Origin of the sequence: Candidatus Nanosynbacter featherlites, assembly GCF_037013405.1 — a bacterium.
GTDB lineage: Bacteria > Patescibacteriota > Saccharimonadia > Saccharimonadales > Saccharimonadaceae > Nanosynbacter > Nanosynbacter featherlites_B.
The window spans coordinates 360,466-377,388 of sequence record NZ_CP146064.1; the positions used below are offsets into that span (position 1 = coordinate 360,466).

Genomic DNA, 16,923 nt, shown 5'->3' on the forward strand with positions numbered 1-16,923 from the left:
TTTTACATTATATAGTTTACAACAGTAATCGTTTTTTGTATAGTCTTGTCACATATGTATTATCTCACAACATATTTCCATAAATTTATGTGCTATACTTGAGCTATCAAATTTAACATAAGGATTTTTATGGCAAGTACGAAAAATCGAACAAACTCTCAAACAAAAAAATCACAAGTTGAGCTGCTGGTGCCCGTTTTGATTGGTGTGATAGCAGTGTTGATGCTGATTGTTGGTTGTTTGGTGTGGAAATTGAACTGTCAATCACCACACAAACCATACGCAGCGACGGAAAAGATTGGCAGCGGCTTCGTGAGTTTGGGCTCATTGGGCTTTCGTTTTGAGGGAAATAAGGCGATCGCTCGGCACGACGCGTCCGTAAAAGAAATTCGTGAGTTTCTGAAAAAAGAAAATGAGCGATCAGGTTGCAAAGATAACAATGGTGCGGTCAGCGTGATTGCGTATTCTCAAGACGAAAAACAATTACTATTAGGCTTTGGTTGTGGCAACACGCTCGCGCGGATGTTTGCAGTAAAGAAAGACGATGGTTGGAAAGCAATTTCACCAACAAATCAGTTTAACTTGTTTGAGGTTCCAAGCTGTAAAATGACTGATGAAAATAATATCAGCAAGGAAATCGCACCGGTTTGCCAGAATGAAAGTCGCGCTGCAGAGAATGCTCCCCTGACTTATTCTTACAGAGTACGTTAGTCTCGGTATTGTACCAAATAAAAATCCCCGTTTCGTGCGGGGATTTAGTGTATTATTTTTTGCGGAGCAATCGCCGTTTTTTTGGTTTATCGCTTGCCAAATCGTCGGCATCAAAGTCATCGTAGGTTACCATCAGTGCGCGCGAGCTGATTTGGCGGATGGATTCGAGCGCTACGGAGACGATAATCAAGATACCGGTACCACCGATTGATAAGCGAGTGCCGGTCAGCCCCGTGATGTGATAGATCAGATATTCAGCGACGAACGGCAAGATGGCGACCACGCCAAGTGCCAATGAGCCGAACAAGACCAAACGGTTGACGGTGCGGCGGAGGTATTCTTCGGTTTGCTTGCCTGGGCGAATGCCTTCAATGAAGCCGCCCTGTTTTTGCAAGCCTTCGGAGATTTCGGTGGCGTCAAAGCTAAAGCCAGTGTAGAAGTATGTGAAAGCGATGACTAAGATGAAGTACAGGACAGGATAGATGAAGGCTTCAGCGGTGCTGCCGGTAAAGCTGCCTGGGTTTGGTGCTTGGAACCAGGTGATCAGTGTGTTTGCTAGTGATTGCAACCCTTCGTTATCAGAGGCTTTCATGATTTGACCGATGAACTGTGGCAGACTCAAGAAAGCCACGGCGAAAATGACCGGGATCACACCAGCGGCGATTAGTTTGACTGGCAGGATGCTTTTGATGCCGCCGTAGTTACTGTTACCGTGGACACGCTTGGCGTAGTTGATAGTGATAACACGCTGTGCTTCGTTGATCTTCACGAGGAAGTACAGGACGATTAACATCATGAGCAAGAGGAAGAATACTATCCAGAACATAGTTGGACTGACCGGCAATTGGAACCAGCCAAATACGCTCAATGAGCCGCTTGAGGTGTCAAAGAGTGAACGGATGACAGTGGCTAGCATCTGAGGTAACTGGCTGACGATTCCTGCGAAAATCAACAGCGAGATACCATTTCCTACTCCCTGCTCGGTGATGAGCTCACCTAGCCACATCAACAAGACTGATCCAGCGGTCATGGCGACAACCGAAACTGTCCATTCCATGATGGTTGGATCGCTCAAGACGGTTGATCCGCCAGCCAAGATGGTCTGGCGCAAGATGAAGATGAAAGCAATTGACTGAACGATGGCCAGTGGAACGGTGATGCGACGTGTCCATTGCTGAATTTTACGGCGTCCAGTTTCGCCGTCGTCGTGGAGTTCCTTTAGTTTTGGAATAGCTTTTGTCAGCAGCTGGATGATGATGCTGGCGGTAATGAATGGGCTCAAACCAACCAATACCAAAGAAAAGCTCGCCAAAGCACCGCCGGACAGAAGGTTAAGGAACCCTCCTAAATCTGTGCTTCCTAATGCGGAGCTGATGGCTTGGCGCAACTGTGTTGGCTCAGCCAATGGCACTGGAATGTGCGCGAGTAATCGATATACGACAATGATACCTACTACAATTGATAGGCGTTTTTGCATATCTCTATTTTTCAATGACCGCCAAATGGTCTTCCAGCTAATCATACGTGTACTTTCCCCTCTGTCATTTCAATATATAGAATTCTCTAACCAGTATACAGGAGTATTTGGCTAAATACCAGTGTTGAACCTAAAAATACCAGCAAAGCAAAACGCCCCGGGCTAGCGAGGCGTTTTTGTTGATCACAAGACTAGATAGGTCTTATTTTTCGTCAGACTCGATGTCTTTTGCGCTTTTACGCAAAGGTGTCGGAACTTTTTCGAACGAGCCGCCAGCTTTTTCAATCGCTTTGACGACTGAAGCGGAAGCAGCTTGCACCTTCAAGTCAACCTTGGCTTTCAACTCACCGCGGGCGATCACCTTGACCGTGTGGAACGGTGTGGCGATGTAGCCTTCGGTGAATAGCAATGCGTTATCGACGGTTTTACCGTCAAAGGCGTTCAAGTGGTCGAGGTAGACTACCTGAGCTGGTGTACGCAAGCTCTTGAAGCCGCGAGCTTTTGGCACAGCCTGAGCCAATGGACGCTGGCCACCCTGGAACATAGCGCGAAGCTTTTTACCAGTGCGGGCGTTCTGACCCTTGGTACCGCGACCAGCGGTTTTACCCTGGCCAGCAGCGATACCGCGACCAACGCGTTTTTTATTCTTGTTTGCTGAAACTTGGAGATCGTTGTATTTCATTACTTAGCCTCCTTTTTAGCAGCCTTTTTGACTGGCTGAGCGTTGAGCCATTCTTCGCGTGGAACGAGTGATTTCAATGCTTCAATAGTTGCGTAGGCGATGTTCACCTTGTTGGTTGAACCAAGTGACTTGGTCAGCAAGTTGCGAACACCCGTCACGCCGATGATCTGTCGGACAACACCACCAGCGATGATACCAGTACCAGGAGCAGCCGGCTTGATCAGCACGCGGGCGCCTGAAAACTTGACTTCGCTGTCGTGTGGAATAGTCTCGCCGTTGAGTGGCAAAGTGATCAAATGCTTCTTGGCAACTGAGGTTGCCTTGGCAACAGCAGCTTGTACGTCGGCACCCTTGGCCACACCAACACCAACCTTGTCTTTGCGGTTGCCGACAACCACCAACGCCTTAAAGCGGAAGCGGCGACCACCTTTGACCACGCGGGACACGCGGTCAATGTTGATAACCAATTCTTCAAACTCTTTTGGTGCGTCATCACGCACATTTCGCCGGTCATCGCGGCGACCACCACGCGGACTGCGAGGCCGACGGCCTTCTGCGCGTGGGGTAGTATTTGCAGCTTGTTCTGCCATACTAGAACTCCAATCCTTCTTGGCGCGCAGCATCAGCCAATGCTTTCAAGCGACCAGCATACTGGCGGCCATTGCGGTCAAAGACCACTGCGCTAATTTTACTTTTCTTTGCTTTCTTGGCAATTTCAGTACCGATGGTAGCGCATTTTTCGCTCATCGTACCTTTTGCTTTGGTGCCAACGGTAGTTGCGGCAGCCAATGTCTTGCCTGCGACGTCGTCGATCAGCTGAACACTAACGTGCAGGTTGCTGATGGTGACTGTCAGGCGTGGGCGCTCTGCAGTTCCTGAAACTTTCGCGCGAACGCGGTTTTTGCGAAGAGCGCGGTTGAGTAATTTCTTGTTTTCAGCCATGATTACTTACCTGTCTTTCCTGCTTTACGCAAAATTTGCTCGTCAGCGTACTTGATACCCTTACCCTTGTATGGCTCAGGCTTCTTCAGCGCGCGGATTTCCGCAGCGACTTGGCCGACTTGCTGTTTATTGATACCGCTAACGATGATGGTCATCTTTTCGTTGGTAACGGTGATACCCTCTGGGGCTTTGTATTTGACTGGGTGTGAAAACCCGAGCGCCATTTCCAGCTCATTGTTGCTGGAACTCACGCGGAAACCGACACCATTGACCTCGAGGCGCTTTTCGTAACCTTTGGTCACGCCGATTACCATATTATTGATCAGCGCGCGCATCAGACCGTGCTGGGCGCGAGCAGTTTTGGACTCATCCTTCGGATGAACCGTGACTTGTCCGTCTTCGACTTTCACCTCAACTGCTGGCGTGATGAATTGTGTCAATTCACCTTTCGGGCCCTTTACGACCACGTCACCAGAGTCAACCGTGATTGTCACACCGGCCGGAATAACCACCGGCAGTTTTCCGATTCGACTCAGACTCATTACTCACCTTTCGTGTGATTTGATATTAACCCTGGTATTCTAGCATAGATTAGGGGTAGAATGCAAGGTTTTTGATCGTTCTGCTTAGTTACCGTATGGAATGAGTAGAATAATCGCCAAAATGCCGAGAGCAATATATGTTGCTAGCGCAGCCTTGGTCAAATACGGTTCTGGCATGGTGTAGATTTTACGCACTTCGTAATAATCCCATAGCCGCCAACCAGAGATCATTAAAAGAATACCAGCGAAGATACTTAAATAGCCGCTGACATCAATATGCCAAAGAAAGTTTGATGCATCAATTAGAGCAATGAATGTAGCCATCCCCATTGTCGACCAGAAGCGTGCTTGTGGCTTTTGTCCGACAGCCATAAAGCAGGCAGCGGCGACCATGATTAACTCAACGAGAGGATTTTCCATAAATAGTACTTGAATATAATAACTGGGGATTCCCTGCCTGGGGTCAGTGCTGCCAATAAGCCAACCTATTCCGTACAGTAGCGGCACCATAACGACAATAGATAACAAGAAGGGTAAAAAATCAACAGCTAAGACATCTTTAACAGTTATTTCTGCTTGGTTTGACGTTTTTGTCATATGGAGGAAGCTACGCATATGATTACAGTATAGCAAAATATAATTCTTAAATATCGTAAAATGACGACGCTGATAAAAATTGTACATATCTACCGGATTAGCGATAGTTCGTAAATTGCTATATACTTTTAGTATTGCGTAAGTAAGTTGGAGGTTCCGCGTGACAGAACAGTATGAAATAGAGCGTAAGCGTCAGTTTGTGGGCGATTTGGAGGCGTTTATTGTGCAGCTGAACTCTCAGGGATTTTCCTTGGCTAGCGAAACTACCGAAATTGATAGCTACTATTCTCGGCCTGACGTTGATTTCATGCAGACAGTCGAATGTTTGCGGATTCGGCAGCGTGATGATTTTACTGAAATAACCTATAAGCCACCGACCAATCAGCGTACGCGCACTGAGGATGGGGTTATCGTCAAGCCAGAAACTAATCTGCCGGTCAATCCAGAGAATACGGCTGTCGCTAAGCAGCTGCTAGCAAATCTTGGTATGGTGAAATTGGTTGAGGTCAATAAGTTTCGACGCATATTTAAGTGTGACGATGAGCCGGGGCTAACGATTGCTATCGACGAGATCAGCGGTGCGGGTGTTTTTATAGAAACGGAAATCATCAGCGAAGATAAAGAGTTGGCTTTGCGGCGAATTGAGGATATTGAAGCGCGGATAGGAGTTCAGGAGTTTGAAATCATCACTCGACCGTATCGAGATATTTGCATGGATATATCTTTGAGAGGTTGCCGACTAGCGTAGAATCCAATTTTTCTTGTTTGATTTCATGAATATCGAAATAGTTAAAGTTTGAGACTTCATTTGTTTTACGAGGTGCCGTTAATAGAGTAACTTCGTAGACAATAATCAAAACAGGGTCGTCGAACTTTGTATTCCAAGTTGGAATAATCAAGGGATTTTCTGTAGAGACTTCGACATCTGCTTCTAATTCTTCCAGAAACTCTCGTTTCAACGCTTCTGTAACATCCTCACCATGTTCCAGACCGCCGCCAGGAAGATCCCATGAATCACTTCTCTCTTGAACGAACAGTAGCTTGCCTGAATAATCACGCACTAATCCCTTGACTACTACTCGATATGCTGATTTTATGTCTTTTAGTGCTCTAACTCCCATATGATGAAAGCTTATCATAAAAAATAAACGCCCTGCAACGAGGACGTTTATTTGATTCGCGTAAGGCTTAGTACACCTTCAACAACAATTCACCGCCAAGTTTAGCCTTGGCTGCTTCGGCGCCAGTCATGACACCTTTTGAGGTTGAGATGAGTACTAGACCGCGGCCAGATTTCACCTTTGGAATCTCGCTGGCGCCGACGTAAACACGACGACCTGGCTTTGATACGCGGGTGATTTCGTTGATGGTGCTGTTAGCGCCCTCTTCGTTGATGGTCACGACCAGCACACCACGAGGCTTGGCGTCTTCCAGTTTAACATCTGCGAGGTAGCCGTTTTTGACTAATTGTTCAGCGATGACTTTTTTCATCTTACTGGACGGAACACGAACTTCCGTCTTGCCAACCAGTTTCGCATTGCGAATGCGCGTCAGAAGGTCGGCGATTGGGTCTGTAGTTTGCATAGACATTGTCGAATCTCCTTTCCTTCTTACCAACTACTCTTTGTTATGCCTGGGATTTCGCCCTTGGCTGCTTTTTCGCGGAAATTGATGCGGCTCAGGCCGAACTGGCGCATGTAGCCACGTGGACGGCCGGAAATGCTGTCGCGGTTCTTGTGCCGAGTTGGGCTCGAGTTGCGAGGCAATTTCTGCAGTCCGTCGAGGTCGCCAAGTTCTTTGAGCCCAGCGCGCTTTGCAGCGTATTTTGCAATCATCTTCAGACGCTTTTTGTCGCGAGCGACCATTGATTTCTTAGCCATTACCTGACGCCTCCTTTCTTCTCAAACGGCATGCCAAACTTCTCGAGCAAGGCTTTTGAAGCTTCTTTGTTACCGTTCTTGATGACAAATGTTACCTGCAAGCCGTGCAAAATCTGTGTTTCCTCGAACGTCAGTTCTGGGAAGATTGACTGCTCAATGATGCCTAGGTTGTAGTTACCACCTTTATCAAATTTCAGGCCAACGCCGTGGAAGTCGCGCACGCGTGGCAAGGCTACGTTGATCAAACGATCCATGAACTCGTACATCCGAGCCCCGCGCAGCGTGACGCTGACGCCGATTGGCGCACCCATACCTTTACGGATGCTAAAGCCAGCGATTGACTTCTTTGCCTGGCGGGCAACTGGTGCCTGACCAGTGATTTTCTCAACGGTGTTTTTGACAATTTCAAAATGACGCTTGTCATCTTTCTTTTTGCCGGTGCCAACGCTCACGATGATCTTTTCCAAAGCTGGCACTTGGTGCACGTTCTTTAGATCTAGTTCGGCTTGCAGTTCCTTCAGGTATTTCTCCTGGTACAAGGCTTTCAAGCGAGGAGCTGGCACGACGGTTTTCTTCTCTGCCATTATTTGATCTCCTTATTTTTTGCTTGGCGAGCGACGCGAGTTTTGCCGCCGTCAGCGTTCTTTACTAAACCAACCCGGCTGGTTTTGCCTGACTTTTCGTCAACAACCAGTGCGACTTTGCTGATGTCCATCGGTACGTGGATATCTTTCTTGCCGCCTTTTGGATTGTACTGGCTTGGCTTGACGTGGCGGTGTCCGACGCCAACACCTTCGACCAAAACAGTTTGATCTTTGGTGTTAACTTTCAGGACTTTACCAGTCGTACCTTTGTTTTTACCAGCAATGATTTTTACGGTGTCATCTTTGTGAATACGAGCCATTAGAGTACCTCCGGAGCTAGGCTGATGATCTTCATGTAGCCCATGTCGCGTAGTTCGCGCGGTACTGGGCCGAAGACACGGGTAGCCTTTGGCTGTTTGTCATCGTTGATAATCACCACGGCGTTGTCATCAAAGCAAATGGTTGAGCCGTCTTTGCGGTGGATTTGGTCGCGGGTGCGAACTACCACAGCTTTAACGACAGACTTCTTTTTGACGTTGCCGGTTGGGCTGGCGTCTTTGACTGAACAGACGATCACGTCACCAACGCGAGCGTAGCGGCGGCGGGTACCACCGAGGACGCGGATGCACAATACTTCTTTGGCACCCGAGTTGTCAGCTACCTTGAGGCGAGATTCTTGTTGGATCATTTGTCATCCTCCTTGGTCTCTTCCTCAGTTTCACCAGAAACTTCAGCCTTTAGTTTGATAGAACCGCGAGACTTTTCAATCACCTTGACCAGCGTAAAGCTCTTGGTCTTGGAAATTGGGCGAGTCTCTTCGATTTGCACCTTGTCGCCTTCGCCTGCTTCATTGGTCTCGTCATGAGCAGTGTATTTGCGAGTCACGGTGTACTGTTTGCCGTAGAGCGGATGCGTTTCGCGGCTGGTGACCGTCACAGTGATGGTCTTGTCGCGCTTGGCACTCGTTACGACGCCAATCAGTGTTCGTCGGGCCATTACTTGCTCTCCTTTTCGTTAATTTGTGTCAGCAGGCGTGCGATGTCCTTGCGGAGTGAACGCAACGCTTTTGGATTAACTAATTCGCCAGCAGCGTGAGAACGTTTTGCCTGAAGCAGGTCATGTCGCTTTTCGGCAAGCTCCTTCTTCAAATCGTCAACGGTCTTTACGACTGCTGCTTTTGTAGGTTTCTTTGTCTCAGCCATTATGCGTCCTCCCGTTTGATGAACTTACATTTGACTGGTAGTTTGTGGCTCGCCAGGCGCATTGCTTCGCGGGCTACTTCCTCGGAAACGCCCTGCATTTCAAACATCACCGTGCCGGCCTTGACCTTGGCAACAAAGAACTCTGGATTACCCTTACCACCACCCATCTTCAAACCAAGTGGCTTGCGAGTAACTGGGGTGTGTGGGAAAATCCGGATCCAAATTTTACCACCACGTTTGATGTAGCGGGTCATTGCCTGACGAGCAGACTCGATTTGGCGGGAGTTGATGCGCTCGTTTGATTGTGATTGCAGTGCAAAGTCGCCGAACGCGATGTAATTACCACGGGTTGCTTGACCACGGTTTTTACCGATGCGCACTTTGCGATATTTAGTCTTTTTCGGTAACAGCATTTAGCGACTCCTTTCTCCCTTATAAATCCACACTTTCACGCCGATAATACCAGCTGGTGTCTGGGCGCGAGCGCAGTGGAAGTCGATATCAGCGCGAAGAGTGTGTAGTGGCACAGAGCCTTCAATCACCTTTTCGCGGCGTGCCATTTCAGCACCGTTCAAACGACCAGCCACCTCGATGCGGATACCTTTGGCACCAGCACTCATGGTGTTTTGTGCGGTCATTTTGGTTGCGCGGCGGAAGTTGATGCGGCGCTCCAACTGGCGGGCGATGTTCTCTGCCACCAATTTGGCTGCTAGTTCCGGTCGGCGCACTTCTTCGATGTTGATGCGAACCGCCTGACCGACGATCTTCTCAACTTGTTTTTTCAATTCATTCACGCCAGCACCGCCACGGCCGATCACCACACCAGCTTTCGCTGTGTGAATGGTTACCGTGATCAAGTTGGCACTCCGCTCAATCTCAATGCGATTGATGGTTGGGCGTGAGGCAAATTTCTTCTCAATCAATTCGCGGATTTCGTGATCCTGGCGAATTGCCTCCGCGAACTCTTTCTTATTGGCCGTAAACCAACGAGAGCTCCAGTTCTTGTGAACTTGTAGGCGGAAGTTGATTGGATTCACTTTTTGACCCATTTACTTCTCCTCCTCTTCTTCTGGTAGATATTGACCAACAGTGAGCTGACGCATATCTTCAGAGCTAATCACATCGCTAGTGATACCGACTTTTCCTAGAGATACTGTCAATCCTTCATTAAGCATTGCACGCTCAGCTTGGGTAGGAGCATGGTTTGGATTCAATACACTCATTATGCTTCCTCCTTCTTTGCAGGCTTGGCAGGTTTGGTCTCTGCCTTTGCCTTGGTCTCTGGTTTCTTCGCAGGTGCCTTCTTTGGCTTCTCCGTGCCAGTTACTTCAACCAAGATGTTTGACGTCTTTTTCTGGAACGGCAAGGCACGACCGCGTGACGCTGGCTTAAAGCGACGCAGACGCGTACCAGTGGTAACACTCAATGTGGTGATCACCAAGCTTTTAGCGTCCAAACCGTGGTTGTTGATAGCGTTTGCCTTGGCACTGTCGATAGCCTTTTTAACTGGCATAGCAGCGCGTTTTGGTACGTGCTCCAAGATAACCAATGCATCAGCGACGGTGCGGCCGCGTACTAGTGCAGCCACCAAGCTAACCTTGCGTGGTGTTTGGTCAACACCTTTGGCGTAAGCGCGAACAGTATAAGTTGTATCAGCCATGATTACTTCTTATCCTTTCCGCCGTGCTTACGGAACTTACGAGTTGGGCTAAACTCACCGAGTTTGTGGCCAACCATGTTTTCAGTAATCAGCACAGGCACGTGCATCTTACCGTTGTAGACAGCAATCGTTCGACCGACCATTTCTGGGGTGATGGTCGAAGCGCGCGCCCACGTTTTGATAACGGTTCGATCGTCAAGGCTGAGAGCAGCGACTTTTTTCGCAAGCTTCACATCGACGAATGGACCTTTCTTTAATGAACGACTCATCGTGATTTACCTCTTCCTCTTCGCGTCGTGACGCGTGCGTACGATTAATTTATTTGAGCCTTTGCGGCGGCGAGTTCGATAACCCAGCGTCAATTGACCCCATGGCGTACGTGGTGCCTTACCAGTACCGTGGCGACCACCGTCACCACCACCATGTGGGTGATCTGCGGCGTTCATGACGACACCGCGAACCGTTGGGCGAATACCCTTGCGGCGGCGGCGGCCGGCTGAACCGATCTTCACGTTCTGGTGCTGGACGTTACCGACTGTACCGATGGCAGCGGTTGCTTCCAGGCGAACTTTGCGAACTTCACCAGATGGCAATTTGATAGTTGCGTAATTGCCTTCTTTGGCCATCAACTGAGCCTTGGCACCAGCGGCGCGAACCATTTGCGCACCTTTGCCGGCAGTCAGTTCAATAGCATAAATCATCGTACCAACAGGGATAGCAGACAGTGGCAGGCGGTTTGATGCCTCAATTGGTGCTGTCTCGCCAGTCTGAATCGTCTTGCCTTTGACCATTGAGGTGTCGGCCAACACGTAGTGGTACAGATTGTACTGATCTTTCACCCGAGCGATGCGCGCTGAGCGGTTTGGATCGTACTCAATTTCTTCAACCGTCAGTGTCAGACCAGCCGGCAAATTGTGGTTCACCAAACGGTAGTGACGACGAACGCCACCGCCGCGATGACGCACGGTGATGCGGCCTTGGTTGTTGCGGCCAGCATTTTGCTTTTTGGCTTTGATCAAACTTTTGAGCGGTTTTCTTGTCGTGATGTCCGACAAGTCCTGACTCGTCATGCCGCGACGAGCAGGAGTGGTTGGATTGTAAGCTTTCACTGGCATTACTTGGTCTCCTCCATCTGCTGCTCTACTGCGTCAAACACATCGAGCTTATCGCCATCTTTCAGCGTCACGTAAGCTTTCTTCCAGTCCTTGCGCGTGGTCGTGCCAGGATAGCGGTTCTTGCCTCGTGAGAAACGCACAGCTTTGCCGTCTTGGACTAAGGTTTTCACCTTCAGAACGGTAACGTCAAATTGCGCTTCAACTGCTGCTTTGATCTCGTTTTTATTCAGGTTGAGCGGAACGCGGAACACGTACACGCCGTTGGCGCTCTGTGCGTAGGCTTTCTCGCTAATGCGTGGGATAATTGTCATCTGTTTCATATTACGCTTCCTCCTTACCCAGCCATGCGGTGATGATGTCGAGGGCTTGTGGTGAGATAACAATATGATCAGCGTTCAGGATATGATACACACTAAGGTAATTGGCACGGATCACCAATACCTCTTGTAAGTTGTTAGTTGCGCGCATCAACTCTGGCGTCTTTTCACTCGTGACAAGCAGTACTTTTCTATCAAGCTTGAACTGCTTCAAAAAGGCGACAGCATCGCGAGTCTTGCCAGTAACCTTTTCTTCATACGGCAATACGCTAATCTTCTTCGCGTCATGTGCTACCGTCAAGGCTTGGCGAATTGCCACTTTCTTGGCGGTTTTAGACAATTTTTTGGTGTAGTTTTCGTTGCCGCGTGGACCAAAGACCACACCACCACCGCGCCAGATTGGGTTACGGGTTGAACCGAAACGTGCTCGACCAGTTCCCTTTTGCTTCCATGGTTTTTTACCACCACCGGAAACTTCGCCGCGCTGCTTGGTGGTTGCGCTTGCTAGGCGGGCGTTTGCTAGGTAGCTATCGTATGCCAATTTCAACAGTTCGTGATTTGGCACTTCAACAGCAAAAATATCTTTAGGAAGTTTGGTTGATTCAGCCATTACTTGTTACCTCCTAAAATAATCAGCCCTTTTCGTGGCCCAGGCACAGCGCCCTTCACCCCGATCAGATTGGTCTCTGGATCAACATATGCCACTTCCAGGTTTTTGACGGTAACACGCTCGTGACCCATGTGGCCAGCCATCGTCTTACCCTTGAACACTTTTTGTGGATACATCGAGCCAATTGAACCTGGCTTACGAGTATTACCTTTACCACCGTGCGTCTTGCGGTGACGCTTAAAGTTGTGGCGTTTAATGGTTCCAGCGAAACCTTTACCTTTGCTGGTTCCGGTCGCATCGACAGAATCGCCGACTTCGAACGCGGAAACGTTGATTTCGTCGCCAACTTTGATACCCTCAGGGATCTCGTCGACGCGGAATTCCCGAATGTACTTCGGGGTCACTTGGGCTGGCTTCACGTGTCCAGCCACGGCCTTGCTCAGGTTCTTACCCTCTCCATAAGCGACCTGTACCGCATTGTAACCGTCGGTTTCGACAGTCTTCACCTGAGTCACGGTGACAGGGCCGGCTTGGATCAGCGTCACCGGAATAGCTTTGCCGTCTTCAGCCAAGAGCTGGGTCATACCAAGTTTGGTACCGAGAAGTGTTTTCACTTTTCCTCACTCCCACTTAAATACTCCTGATGACGTGCGGTTTCTGGGTTCTGAGTGAGGCGTTCATGACAAGCGCTTCAATCATAGCCAGACCTGCTCATTCATCAAGGAGAACAGTTGATATTACGCGTAATAGAAATTACCTTATAATTCTAGCACAAAACATTGGTTAAAGTCAAGTAAATCAGATCATCACGCCCACTGGCGTAAATGAGGTCAAAATTGCCATCAAAATGAGGGTAACGTACCAAATTTTGCGGTTAAATTGATACTGTTCAATCTTCAGAACTAGCAACAGCGCTACGAACAAGCCAACTGGCACGGCCTGCACAGTGAAAGCGCCTAACTCAAAGGGGTTTTTGAGACGCAACCACAGTGCACTGAGGATGACAAATATCACCAATTTCAAGAAAAAGGTGCCGTCGTTTTCATAAATTCGCTCACGTCCTTTGCGGCTGAACAAAGCGCTGGACTTTGAGCGGTTGCGGGCGTAGGTGCGAGATTTTTGTTTTGTCATAAGCTTGATGAAAATTATAGCATAAAAAATCCGCCCCGTTCAAGAGGCGGAAATTTCTGACATGGTAAAATTACATACGAATTTCAGCGTCAACGCCAGCTGGCAAGTTCAAGTTCTGCAGACTGTCGATGGTCTTTGGTGTCGCGTTGGTGATGTCGATCAACCGCTTGTGAACACGGCGCTCGTAGGTCTCACCACCCATTTTATATACGTGTGGGCTTTTTACCACTGTGTAGGTGCTGCGGCGAGTTGGCAGCGGCACTGGGCCAGCAACGTTCGCGCCGGTGCGAATTGCAGTGTCAATGATTTGTTTTGCTGATTGGTCGATGACTTTGTGGTCATACGCCTTCAGTCGGATGCGGATTTTAATCCCGGTATCTTGAGCCATGGCTCCTCCTTATGTACAATCCCGTAACCTCTAATCATTCTACTGTACGAACGACCGAGTTCTCGAGATAAATTAGTAATAACTAGGTGATTATACCAATTTCCCTAGGCTTTATCAAGGTGGGCAATCATTTCACCGATGATTGCAGCGGAATTATTGAGAGACTCCTTTTCGCGTTCAGTCAGTGGATAGCCCGTCAAAATTTTTACGCCGTCACAACAAATAATCGACGGTAAGCCCAGTACCACATTGTCCAGTCCATATTCACCCTCAGCCAGTGAACAAACTGGATAGACCGTGCGTGTCGATTGACGTAAGGCCGAGACAATCTTAGAAACCACAAAGCCAATGGCAAAATACGTCGACTTCTTTGTCTCAATCACTCGGTAGGCGCGGTCACGGATTTTCTGCTCAATGCCCTCAACCAATTCCTCAGTGAAGCCTGGATATTCACGAATCGGTACTTCGCCGACCTGCGCCGTTTCAATGGTCGAAAACGAAGAGTCACCGTGCTCGCCCAAGATGTACGCGTCGACCGCCTTGCTGTCGACATTCAGCGCGTCGGCCAGGTACGACTTTAGCCGTGACGTGTCCAGTGTCGTTCCCGTGCCGAACACTCGGGTTTTTGGCAGTCCTGATTCCTTCAACGCCACGTAGGTCAAGACGTCGACTGGGTTGCTGACGACCACCAAATACGGCTTGGCGCCACCAGCCATGATGTTTTTGACAATGTCACGCATGATGTTAGCATTGACACCGACCAACTCCAGTCGCGTCTGACCTGGCAACTGCGGCGAACCGGCAGTGATAACCACGATGTCATTGTCGTTGATATCAGCGTAGTCCCCCGGGCGCACCACCACGTTGCGGTCAAGCCCCATGGCGTCGTTGATATCCGCGGCTTGACCCCACGCCAAATCCGCATTGCGGTCGATCAATACAATTTCTTCAATCACACTGCGCAGCGCACACGCATACGCCGTCGTCGCGCCAACCATTCCGCCACCACCGATAATCACCAGTTTCTGTTTATTCACCATATCTCCTTTTTGTGTTAGATGTATTGTCTATACTATTTTACCATAGGTACTATGTCGTTAGGGTCTGGGTTGAGGTTGCAAGACTCCTCGAGGCCAAAGCCCTCCCTAGCTCGGCCTTGATCCATGGCACGAATATTATACCCACCAGTAGCATTTGGGTCGGCATCAACAAAGTAGTAATGTATCTCTCCCTCAGGGAGCTGGCGTGGAATGCACATATGAGCGCCACCATTATCCTTTTCTTTCCAACCATCACGCGGATATCCTTTGCCCTCACAGCGCGTGGAGTCGACCTCTGTGGCAATTTTATCCCATCCGCTACTAATCAGTGCATTCTCCCAGGACAATACATATTCTTTGTCCTGAAAACACAGTCTCAAGCTCTCATCGTCAGAGAAACCGGCCGTATTTTCTATGTTTGGGTATTTTGGCGAAGCCTCAGTATCAAGACCACCGTCAACTGGAGAGGTATCTTCCGTGCTCACAACCTCTGGCTGCGCAACATGCTGCTCATCTGCTGGTTTTTCGCAGCCGACTAAGCTTAACGACAGTGTACCAGCTGCCGCCACAGCTGCAGCTCGCCTCCACCAAGAAAAACCGTATTCCAACCCTGCTTCTCTGTTCATATGATTACTCCTTTTTTGCTTATTATTACCCTCTCCCAACCCTTTACCCATTACCATACCAATGCGGCTGGTGATTGTCAATACAAAAAATACCCCCGATGATCGAGGGTATTTTGGGTAATCTACCAGAGTGATTACTTGTTGATCTTGGTGATCACACCAGCACCAACGGTACGGCCACCTTCGCGGATAGCAAAGTTCAAACCTTGCTCCATAGCGATTGGGGCGAGCAACTTAACCTTGAAGGTTACGGTGTCGCCTGGCATAACCATTTCTTTGTCAGCTGGCAATTCAACTTCACCAGTCACGTCAGTGGTGCGGAAGTAGAACTGTGGCTTGTAACCCTTGGAGAATGGAGTGTGGCGACCGCCCTCTTCCTTCTTCAAGATGTATACTTCAGCTTCAAATTCAGTGTGTGGCGTAATGGTGCCTGGCTTACACAGAACCTGACCGCGCTCAATATCGCTGCGCTCAATACCGCGAAGCAAAATACCAGCGTTGTCACCTGCTTGACCTTGGTCAAGAGACTTCTTGAAGGCCTCAATACCAGTCACAACTGACTTCTGAGTTGGCTTCAAACCAACGATTTCAACTTCGTCGTTCAATTTAACAACACCCTGCTCAATACGACCAGTTGCCACAGTACCACGACCCTTGATTGAGAATACGTCCTCAATTGGCATGATGAATGGCTTGTCCATGTCGCGAGTTGGCTCTGGAATGTAGCTGTCCATAGCTTCAACCAATTCCATGATGGCGTCTTCGTACTTCTCGTCGCCTTCAAGAGCCTTCAAAGCTGAACCCTTGATGATTGGAGCGTCTTTGTCAAAGCCGTTAGCTTCAAGCAATTCGCGAACTTCTTCCTCGATCAGCTCAACCATTTCCTCGTCAGCCATGTCCATCTTGTTCAAGAAGACAACCAACTTAGGCACACCAACCTGCTTTGCAAGCAGCACGTGCTCACGAGTCTGTGGCATTGGACCGTCAGTTGCGGCAATAACCAAAACTGCACCGTCAACCTGAGCAGCACCGGTGATCATGTTCTTGACGTAGTCGGCGTGACCTGGCATGTCAACGTGCGCGTAGTGGCGCTTTGGTGATTCGTATTCTTGGTGTGAAGACGCGATGGTAATACCGCGGGCTTTTTCTTCTGGTGCGTTGTCGATCTGGTCGTACGCAATTGGTTTGTTAACTGCGCTTGGAAGGCGCTTAGCCAACACTGCAGTAATCGCAGCGGTCAGCGTAGTCTTACCGTGGTCAACGTGGCCCATTGTACCCACGTTAACGTGCGGTTTGCTTCGGTCAAATGCATCTGCCATTTGTAGAAGTTCTCCTTATTTAATTATTATTTCACGCGGGTATGACCAATTAAAGGCTCCACGGCGTATGCGCTTAATTATAGCGGGTTTTATAATATTT

General features: G+C 49.0%; 30 protein-coding genes. 2 read left to right on the forward strand and 28 right to left on the reverse strand.

Features of this window, described 5'->3' with window-relative positions; genetic code table 11:
• Positions 1-129 precede the first annotated feature (129 nt).
• Entirely contained in the window at positions 130-711 is a 582-nt protein-coding gene (locus tag V4210_RS01910; protein ID WP_338521177.1) for a hypothetical protein, read from the forward strand.
• 52 nt (positions 712-763) lie between these two features.
• On the opposite strand, the gene secY is transcribed toward V4210_RS01910, so the two are convergent.
• The 6 genes from secY to V4210_RS01940 all read right to left on the reverse strand — a co-directional run bounded on the left by secY (position 764) and on the right by V4210_RS01940 (position 4,969).
• On the reverse strand, positions 764-2,233 hold the full coding sequence (secY, locus tag V4210_RS01915) for a preprotein translocase subunit SecY (protein ID WP_338521179.1): 1,470 nt from the start codon (positions 2,231-2,233) through the stop codon (positions 764-766).
• 157 nt (positions 2,234-2,390) lie between these two features.
• Positions 2,391-2,870, reverse strand: coding sequence for a 50S ribosomal protein L15 (rplO, locus tag V4210_RS01920; RefSeq protein ID WP_138078958.1), 480 nt, complete (start codon positions 2,868-2,870; stop codon positions 2,391-2,393).
• Positions 2,870-3,460, reverse strand: coding sequence for a 30S ribosomal protein S5 (gene rpsE / locus V4210_RS01925; RefSeq protein WP_138078960.1), 591 nt, complete (start codon positions 3,458-3,460; stop codon positions 2,870-2,872). The genes rplO and rpsE overlap by 1 nt, the downstream gene beginning before the upstream one ends.
• 1 nt (position 3,461) lies before the next feature.
• Positions 3,462-3,812 carry a 50S ribosomal protein L18 gene (rplR, locus tag V4210_RS01930; protein ID WP_338521180.1) on the reverse strand — a complete coding sequence of 117 codons (351 nt, stop codon included), beginning with the start codon at positions 3,810-3,812 and terminating at the stop codon, positions 3,462-3,464.
• A gap of 2 nt (positions 3,813-3,814) precedes the next feature.
• Entirely contained in the window at positions 3,815-4,348 is a 534-nt protein-coding gene (gene rplF / locus V4210_RS01935) for a 50S ribosomal protein L6 (RefSeq protein WP_138077895.1), read from the reverse strand.
• Between the two features lie 90 nt (positions 4,349-4,438).
• Complete coding sequence (locus tag V4210_RS01940) at positions 4,439-4,969, reverse strand: hypothetical protein (RefSeq protein WP_338521181.1); 531 nt, start codon at positions 4,967-4,969, stop codon at positions 4,439-4,441.
• A 142-nt stretch (positions 4,970-5,111) separates the two neighbouring features.
• Here V4210_RS01940 and cyaB point away from each other — a divergent pair, with 142 nt between their 5' ends.
• Positions 5,112-5,699 (forward strand): class IV adenylate cyclase, encoded by a 588-nt coding sequence (cyaB, locus tag V4210_RS01945; RefSeq protein ID WP_338521182.1) that lies wholly within the window; start codon positions 5,112-5,114, stop codon positions 5,697-5,699.
• Here the strand turns inward: cyaB and V4210_RS01950 are convergent.
• From V4210_RS01950 to tuf, 22 genes are all read right to left on the reverse strand, one after another.
• Complete coding sequence (locus V4210_RS01950) at positions 5,638-6,072, reverse strand: NUDIX hydrolase (protein WP_338521183.1); 435 nt, start codon at positions 6,070-6,072, stop codon at positions 5,638-5,640. The genes cyaB and V4210_RS01950 overlap by 62 nt on opposite strands.
• Before the next feature lie 67 nt (positions 6,073-6,139).
• Positions 6,140-6,541, reverse strand: a complete 402-nt coding sequence (gene rpsH / locus V4210_RS01955; RefSeq protein WP_338521184.1) for a 30S ribosomal protein S8 — start codon at positions 6,539-6,541, stop codon at positions 6,140-6,142.
• 20 nt (positions 6,542-6,561) lie between these two features.
• Positions 6,562-6,831, reverse strand: coding sequence for a 30S ribosomal protein S14 (gene rpsN / locus V4210_RS01960; RefSeq protein ID WP_338521185.1), 270 nt, complete (start codon positions 6,829-6,831; stop codon positions 6,562-6,564).
• Positions 6,831-7,415, reverse strand: coding sequence for a 50S ribosomal protein L5 (rplE, locus tag V4210_RS01965; RefSeq protein ID WP_338521186.1), 585 nt, complete (start codon positions 7,413-7,415; stop codon positions 6,831-6,833). The genes rpsN and rplE overlap by 1 nt, the downstream gene beginning before the upstream one ends.
• The gene (rplX, locus tag V4210_RS01970; RefSeq protein WP_039327403.1) at positions 7,415-7,735 is read right to left on the reverse strand and encodes a 50S ribosomal protein L24; all 321 of its coding nucleotides are present in this window, start codon (positions 7,733-7,735) and stop codon (positions 7,415-7,417) included. The genes rplE and rplX overlap by 1 nt, the downstream gene beginning before the upstream one ends.
• Positions 7,735-8,103, reverse strand: coding sequence for a 50S ribosomal protein L14 (gene rplN / locus V4210_RS01975; RefSeq protein ID WP_138078968.1), 369 nt, complete (start codon positions 8,101-8,103; stop codon positions 7,735-7,737). The genes rplX and rplN overlap by 1 nt, the downstream gene beginning before the upstream one ends.
• The gene (gene rpsQ, locus V4210_RS01980) at positions 8,100-8,411 is read right to left on the reverse strand and encodes a 30S ribosomal protein S17 (protein ID WP_162324207.1); all 312 of its coding nucleotides are present in this window, start codon (positions 8,409-8,411) and stop codon (positions 8,100-8,102) included. The genes rplN and rpsQ overlap by 4 nt, the downstream gene beginning before the upstream one ends.
• A complete protein-coding gene (rpmC, locus tag V4210_RS01985) occupies positions 8,411-8,617 on the reverse strand; it encodes a 50S ribosomal protein L29 (protein WP_338521188.1) in 207 nt (68 codons plus the stop codon). The genes rpsQ and rpmC overlap by 1 nt, the downstream gene beginning before the upstream one ends.
• Complete coding sequence (gene rplP, locus V4210_RS01990) at positions 8,617-9,030, reverse strand: 50S ribosomal protein L16 (protein ID WP_338521190.1); 414 nt, start codon at positions 9,028-9,030, stop codon at positions 8,617-8,619. The genes rpmC and rplP overlap by 1 nt, the downstream gene beginning before the upstream one ends.
• On the reverse strand, positions 9,031-9,666 hold the full coding sequence (gene rpsC / locus V4210_RS01995; RefSeq protein WP_039327413.1) for a 30S ribosomal protein S3: 636 nt from the start codon (positions 9,664-9,666) through the stop codon (positions 9,031-9,033).
• Positions 9,667-9,840 carry a hypothetical protein gene (locus V4210_RS02000; protein WP_338521192.1) on the reverse strand — a complete coding sequence of 58 codons (174 nt, stop codon included), beginning with the start codon at positions 9,838-9,840 and terminating at the stop codon, positions 9,667-9,669.
• Positions 9,840-10,277: a 50S ribosomal protein L22 gene (gene rplV, locus V4210_RS02005; protein ID WP_338521194.1), complete on the reverse strand. Its 438-nt coding sequence runs from the start codon at positions 10,275-10,277 to the stop codon at positions 9,840-9,842. The genes V4210_RS02000 and rplV overlap by 1 nt, the downstream gene beginning before the upstream one ends.
• Positions 10,278-10,279: 2 nt before the next feature.
• Positions 10,280-10,546: a 30S ribosomal protein S19 gene (gene rpsS / locus V4210_RS02010; protein ID WP_138076977.1), complete on the reverse strand. Its 267-nt coding sequence runs from the start codon at positions 10,544-10,546 to the stop codon at positions 10,280-10,282.
• A gap of 6 nt (positions 10,547-10,552) precedes the next feature.
• Entirely contained in the window at positions 10,553-11,392 is an 840-nt protein-coding gene (gene rplB / locus V4210_RS02015) for a 50S ribosomal protein L2 (RefSeq protein ID WP_338521196.1), read from the reverse strand.
• Entirely contained in the window at positions 11,392-11,712 is a 321-nt protein-coding gene (locus tag V4210_RS02020) for a 50S ribosomal protein L23 (RefSeq protein WP_138078981.1), read from the reverse strand. The genes rplB and V4210_RS02020 overlap by 1 nt, the downstream gene beginning before the upstream one ends.
• Before the next feature lies 1 nt (position 11,713).
• Positions 11,714-12,319 (reverse strand): 50S ribosomal protein L4, encoded by a 606-nt coding sequence (gene rplD / locus V4210_RS02025; protein ID WP_338521198.1) that lies wholly within the window; start codon positions 12,317-12,319, stop codon positions 11,714-11,716.
• Positions 12,319-12,933, reverse strand: a complete 615-nt coding sequence (gene rplC / locus V4210_RS02030; RefSeq protein ID WP_338521200.1) for a 50S ribosomal protein L3 — start codon at positions 12,931-12,933, stop codon at positions 12,319-12,321. The genes rplD and rplC overlap by 1 nt, the downstream gene beginning before the upstream one ends.
• A 184-nt stretch (positions 12,934-13,117) precedes the next feature.
• Positions 13,118-13,450: a hypothetical protein gene (locus V4210_RS02035; RefSeq protein ID WP_338521201.1), complete on the reverse strand. Its 333-nt coding sequence runs from the start codon at positions 13,448-13,450 to the stop codon at positions 13,118-13,120.
• Positions 13,451-13,520: 70 nt separating this feature from the next.
• The gene (gene rpsJ / locus V4210_RS02040; protein WP_039327423.1) at positions 13,521-13,838 is read right to left on the reverse strand and encodes a 30S ribosomal protein S10; all 318 of its coding nucleotides are present in this window, start codon (positions 13,836-13,838) and stop codon (positions 13,521-13,523) included.
• A 104-nt stretch (positions 13,839-13,942) separates the two neighbouring features.
• Complete coding sequence (locus tag V4210_RS02045; RefSeq protein ID WP_338521204.1) at positions 13,943-14,878, reverse strand: L-lactate dehydrogenase; 936 nt, start codon at positions 14,876-14,878, stop codon at positions 13,943-13,945.
• Positions 14,879-14,910: 32 nt separating this feature from the next.
• Entirely contained in the window at positions 14,911-15,504 is a 594-nt protein-coding gene (locus V4210_RS02050; protein ID WP_338521206.1) for a hypothetical protein, read from the reverse strand.
• A 134-nt stretch (positions 15,505-15,638) separates the two neighbouring features.
• The gene (gene tuf / locus V4210_RS02055) at positions 15,639-16,823 is read right to left on the reverse strand and encodes an elongation factor Tu (protein WP_338521207.1); all 1,185 of its coding nucleotides are present in this window, start codon (positions 16,821-16,823) and stop codon (positions 15,639-15,641) included.
• Positions 16,824-16,923 lie beyond the last annotated feature (100 nt).

Excerpts from the sequence above, each read along its gene's own strand:
- V4210_RS01910 (WP_338521177.1), top strand. The coding sequence starts at position 130 with ATGGCAAGTACGAAAAATCGAACAAACTCTCAAACAAAAAAATCACAA.
- rplD (WP_338521198.1), bottom strand. The coding sequence starts at position 12,319 with ATGGCTGAATCAACCAAACTTCCTAAAGATATTTTTGCTGTTGAAGTG.
- V4210_RS02050 (WP_338521206.1), bottom strand. The coding sequence starts at position 15,504 with ATGAACAGAGAAGCAGGGTTGGAATACGGTTTTTCTTGGTGGAGGCGA.
- rpsN (WP_338521185.1), bottom strand. The coding sequence starts at position 6,831 with ATGGCTAAGAAATCAATGGTCGCTCGCGACAAAAAGCGTCTGAAGATG.
- rplN (WP_138078968.1), bottom strand. The coding sequence starts at position 8,103 with ATGATCCAACAAGAATCTCGCCTCAAGGTAGCTGACAACTCGGGTGCC.
- rplV (WP_338521194.1), bottom strand. The coding sequence starts at position 10,277 with ATGGCTGATACAACTTATACTGTTCGCGCTTACGCCAAAGGTGTTGAC.
- V4210_RS02020 (WP_138078981.1), bottom strand. The coding sequence starts at position 11,712 with ATGAAACAGATGACAATTATCCCACGCATTAGCGAGAAAGCCTACGCA.
- V4210_RS02035 (WP_338521201.1), bottom strand. The coding sequence starts at position 13,450 with ATGACAAAACAAAAATCTCGCACCTACGCCCGCAACCGCTCAAAGTCC.
- rpsJ (WP_039327423.1), bottom strand. The coding sequence starts at position 13,838 with ATGGCTCAAGATACCGGGATTAAAATCCGCATCCGACTGAAGGCGTAT.
- V4210_RS01940 (WP_338521181.1), bottom strand. The coding sequence starts at position 4,969 with ATGCGTAGCTTCCTCCATATGACAAAAACGTCAAACCAAGCAGAAATA.
- V4210_RS02045 (WP_338521204.1), bottom strand. The coding sequence starts at position 14,878 with ATGGTGAATAAACAGAAACTGGTGATTATCGGTGGTGGCGGAATGGTT.
- V4210_RS01950 (WP_338521183.1), bottom strand. The coding sequence starts at position 6,072 with ATGGGAGTTAGAGCACTAAAAGACATAAAATCAGCATATCGAGTAGTA.
- rplB (WP_338521196.1), bottom strand. The coding sequence starts at position 11,392 with ATGCCAGTGAAAGCTTACAATCCAACCACTCCTGCTCGTCGCGGCATG.
- rpsC (WP_039327413.1), bottom strand. The coding sequence starts at position 9,666 with ATGGGTCAAAAAGTGAATCCAATCAACTTCCGCCTACAAGTTCACAAG.
- rpmC (WP_338521188.1), bottom strand. The coding sequence starts at position 8,617 with ATGGCTGAGACAAAGAAACCTACAAAAGCAGCAGTCGTAAAGACCGTT.
- secY (WP_338521179.1), bottom strand. The coding sequence starts at position 2,233 with ATGATTAGCTGGAAGACCATTTGGCGGTCATTGAAAAATAGAGATATG.
- rpsH (WP_338521184.1), bottom strand. The coding sequence starts at position 6,541 with ATGTCTATGCAAACTACAGACCCAATCGCCGACCTTCTGACGCGCATT.
- rplR (WP_338521180.1), bottom strand. The coding sequence starts at position 3,812 with ATGGCTGAAAACAAGAAATTACTCAACCGCGCTCTTCGCAAAAACCGC.
- rpsE (WP_138078960.1), bottom strand. The coding sequence starts at position 3,460 with ATGGCAGAACAAGCTGCAAATACTACCCCACGCGCAGAAGGCCGTCGG.
- V4210_RS02000 (WP_338521192.1), bottom strand. The coding sequence starts at position 9,840 with ATGAGTGTATTGAATCCAAACCATGCTCCTACCCAAGCTGAGCGTGCA.
- rplX (WP_039327403.1), bottom strand. The coding sequence starts at position 7,735 with ATGGCTCGTATTCACAAAGATGACACCGTAAAAATCATTGCTGGTAAA.
- rpsS (WP_138076977.1), bottom strand. The coding sequence starts at position 10,546 with ATGAGTCGTTCATTAAAGAAAGGTCCATTCGTCGATGTGAAGCTTGCG.
- rplO (WP_138078958.1), bottom strand. The coding sequence starts at position 2,870 with ATGAAATACAACGATCTCCAAGTTTCAGCAAACAAGAATAAAAAACGC.
- tuf (WP_338521207.1), bottom strand. The coding sequence starts at position 16,823 with ATGGCAGATGCATTTGACCGAAGCAAACCGCACGTTAACGTGGGTACA.
- rplP (WP_338521190.1), bottom strand. The coding sequence starts at position 9,030 with ATGCTGTTACCGAAAAAGACTAAATATCGCAAAGTGCGCATCGGTAAA.
- rpsQ (WP_162324207.1), bottom strand. The coding sequence starts at position 8,411 with ATGGCCCGACGAACACTGATTGGCGTCGTAACGAGTGCCAAGCGCGAC.
- rplE (WP_338521186.1), bottom strand. The coding sequence starts at position 7,415 with ATGGCAGAGAAGAAAACCGTCGTGCCAGCTCCTCGCTTGAAAGCCTTG.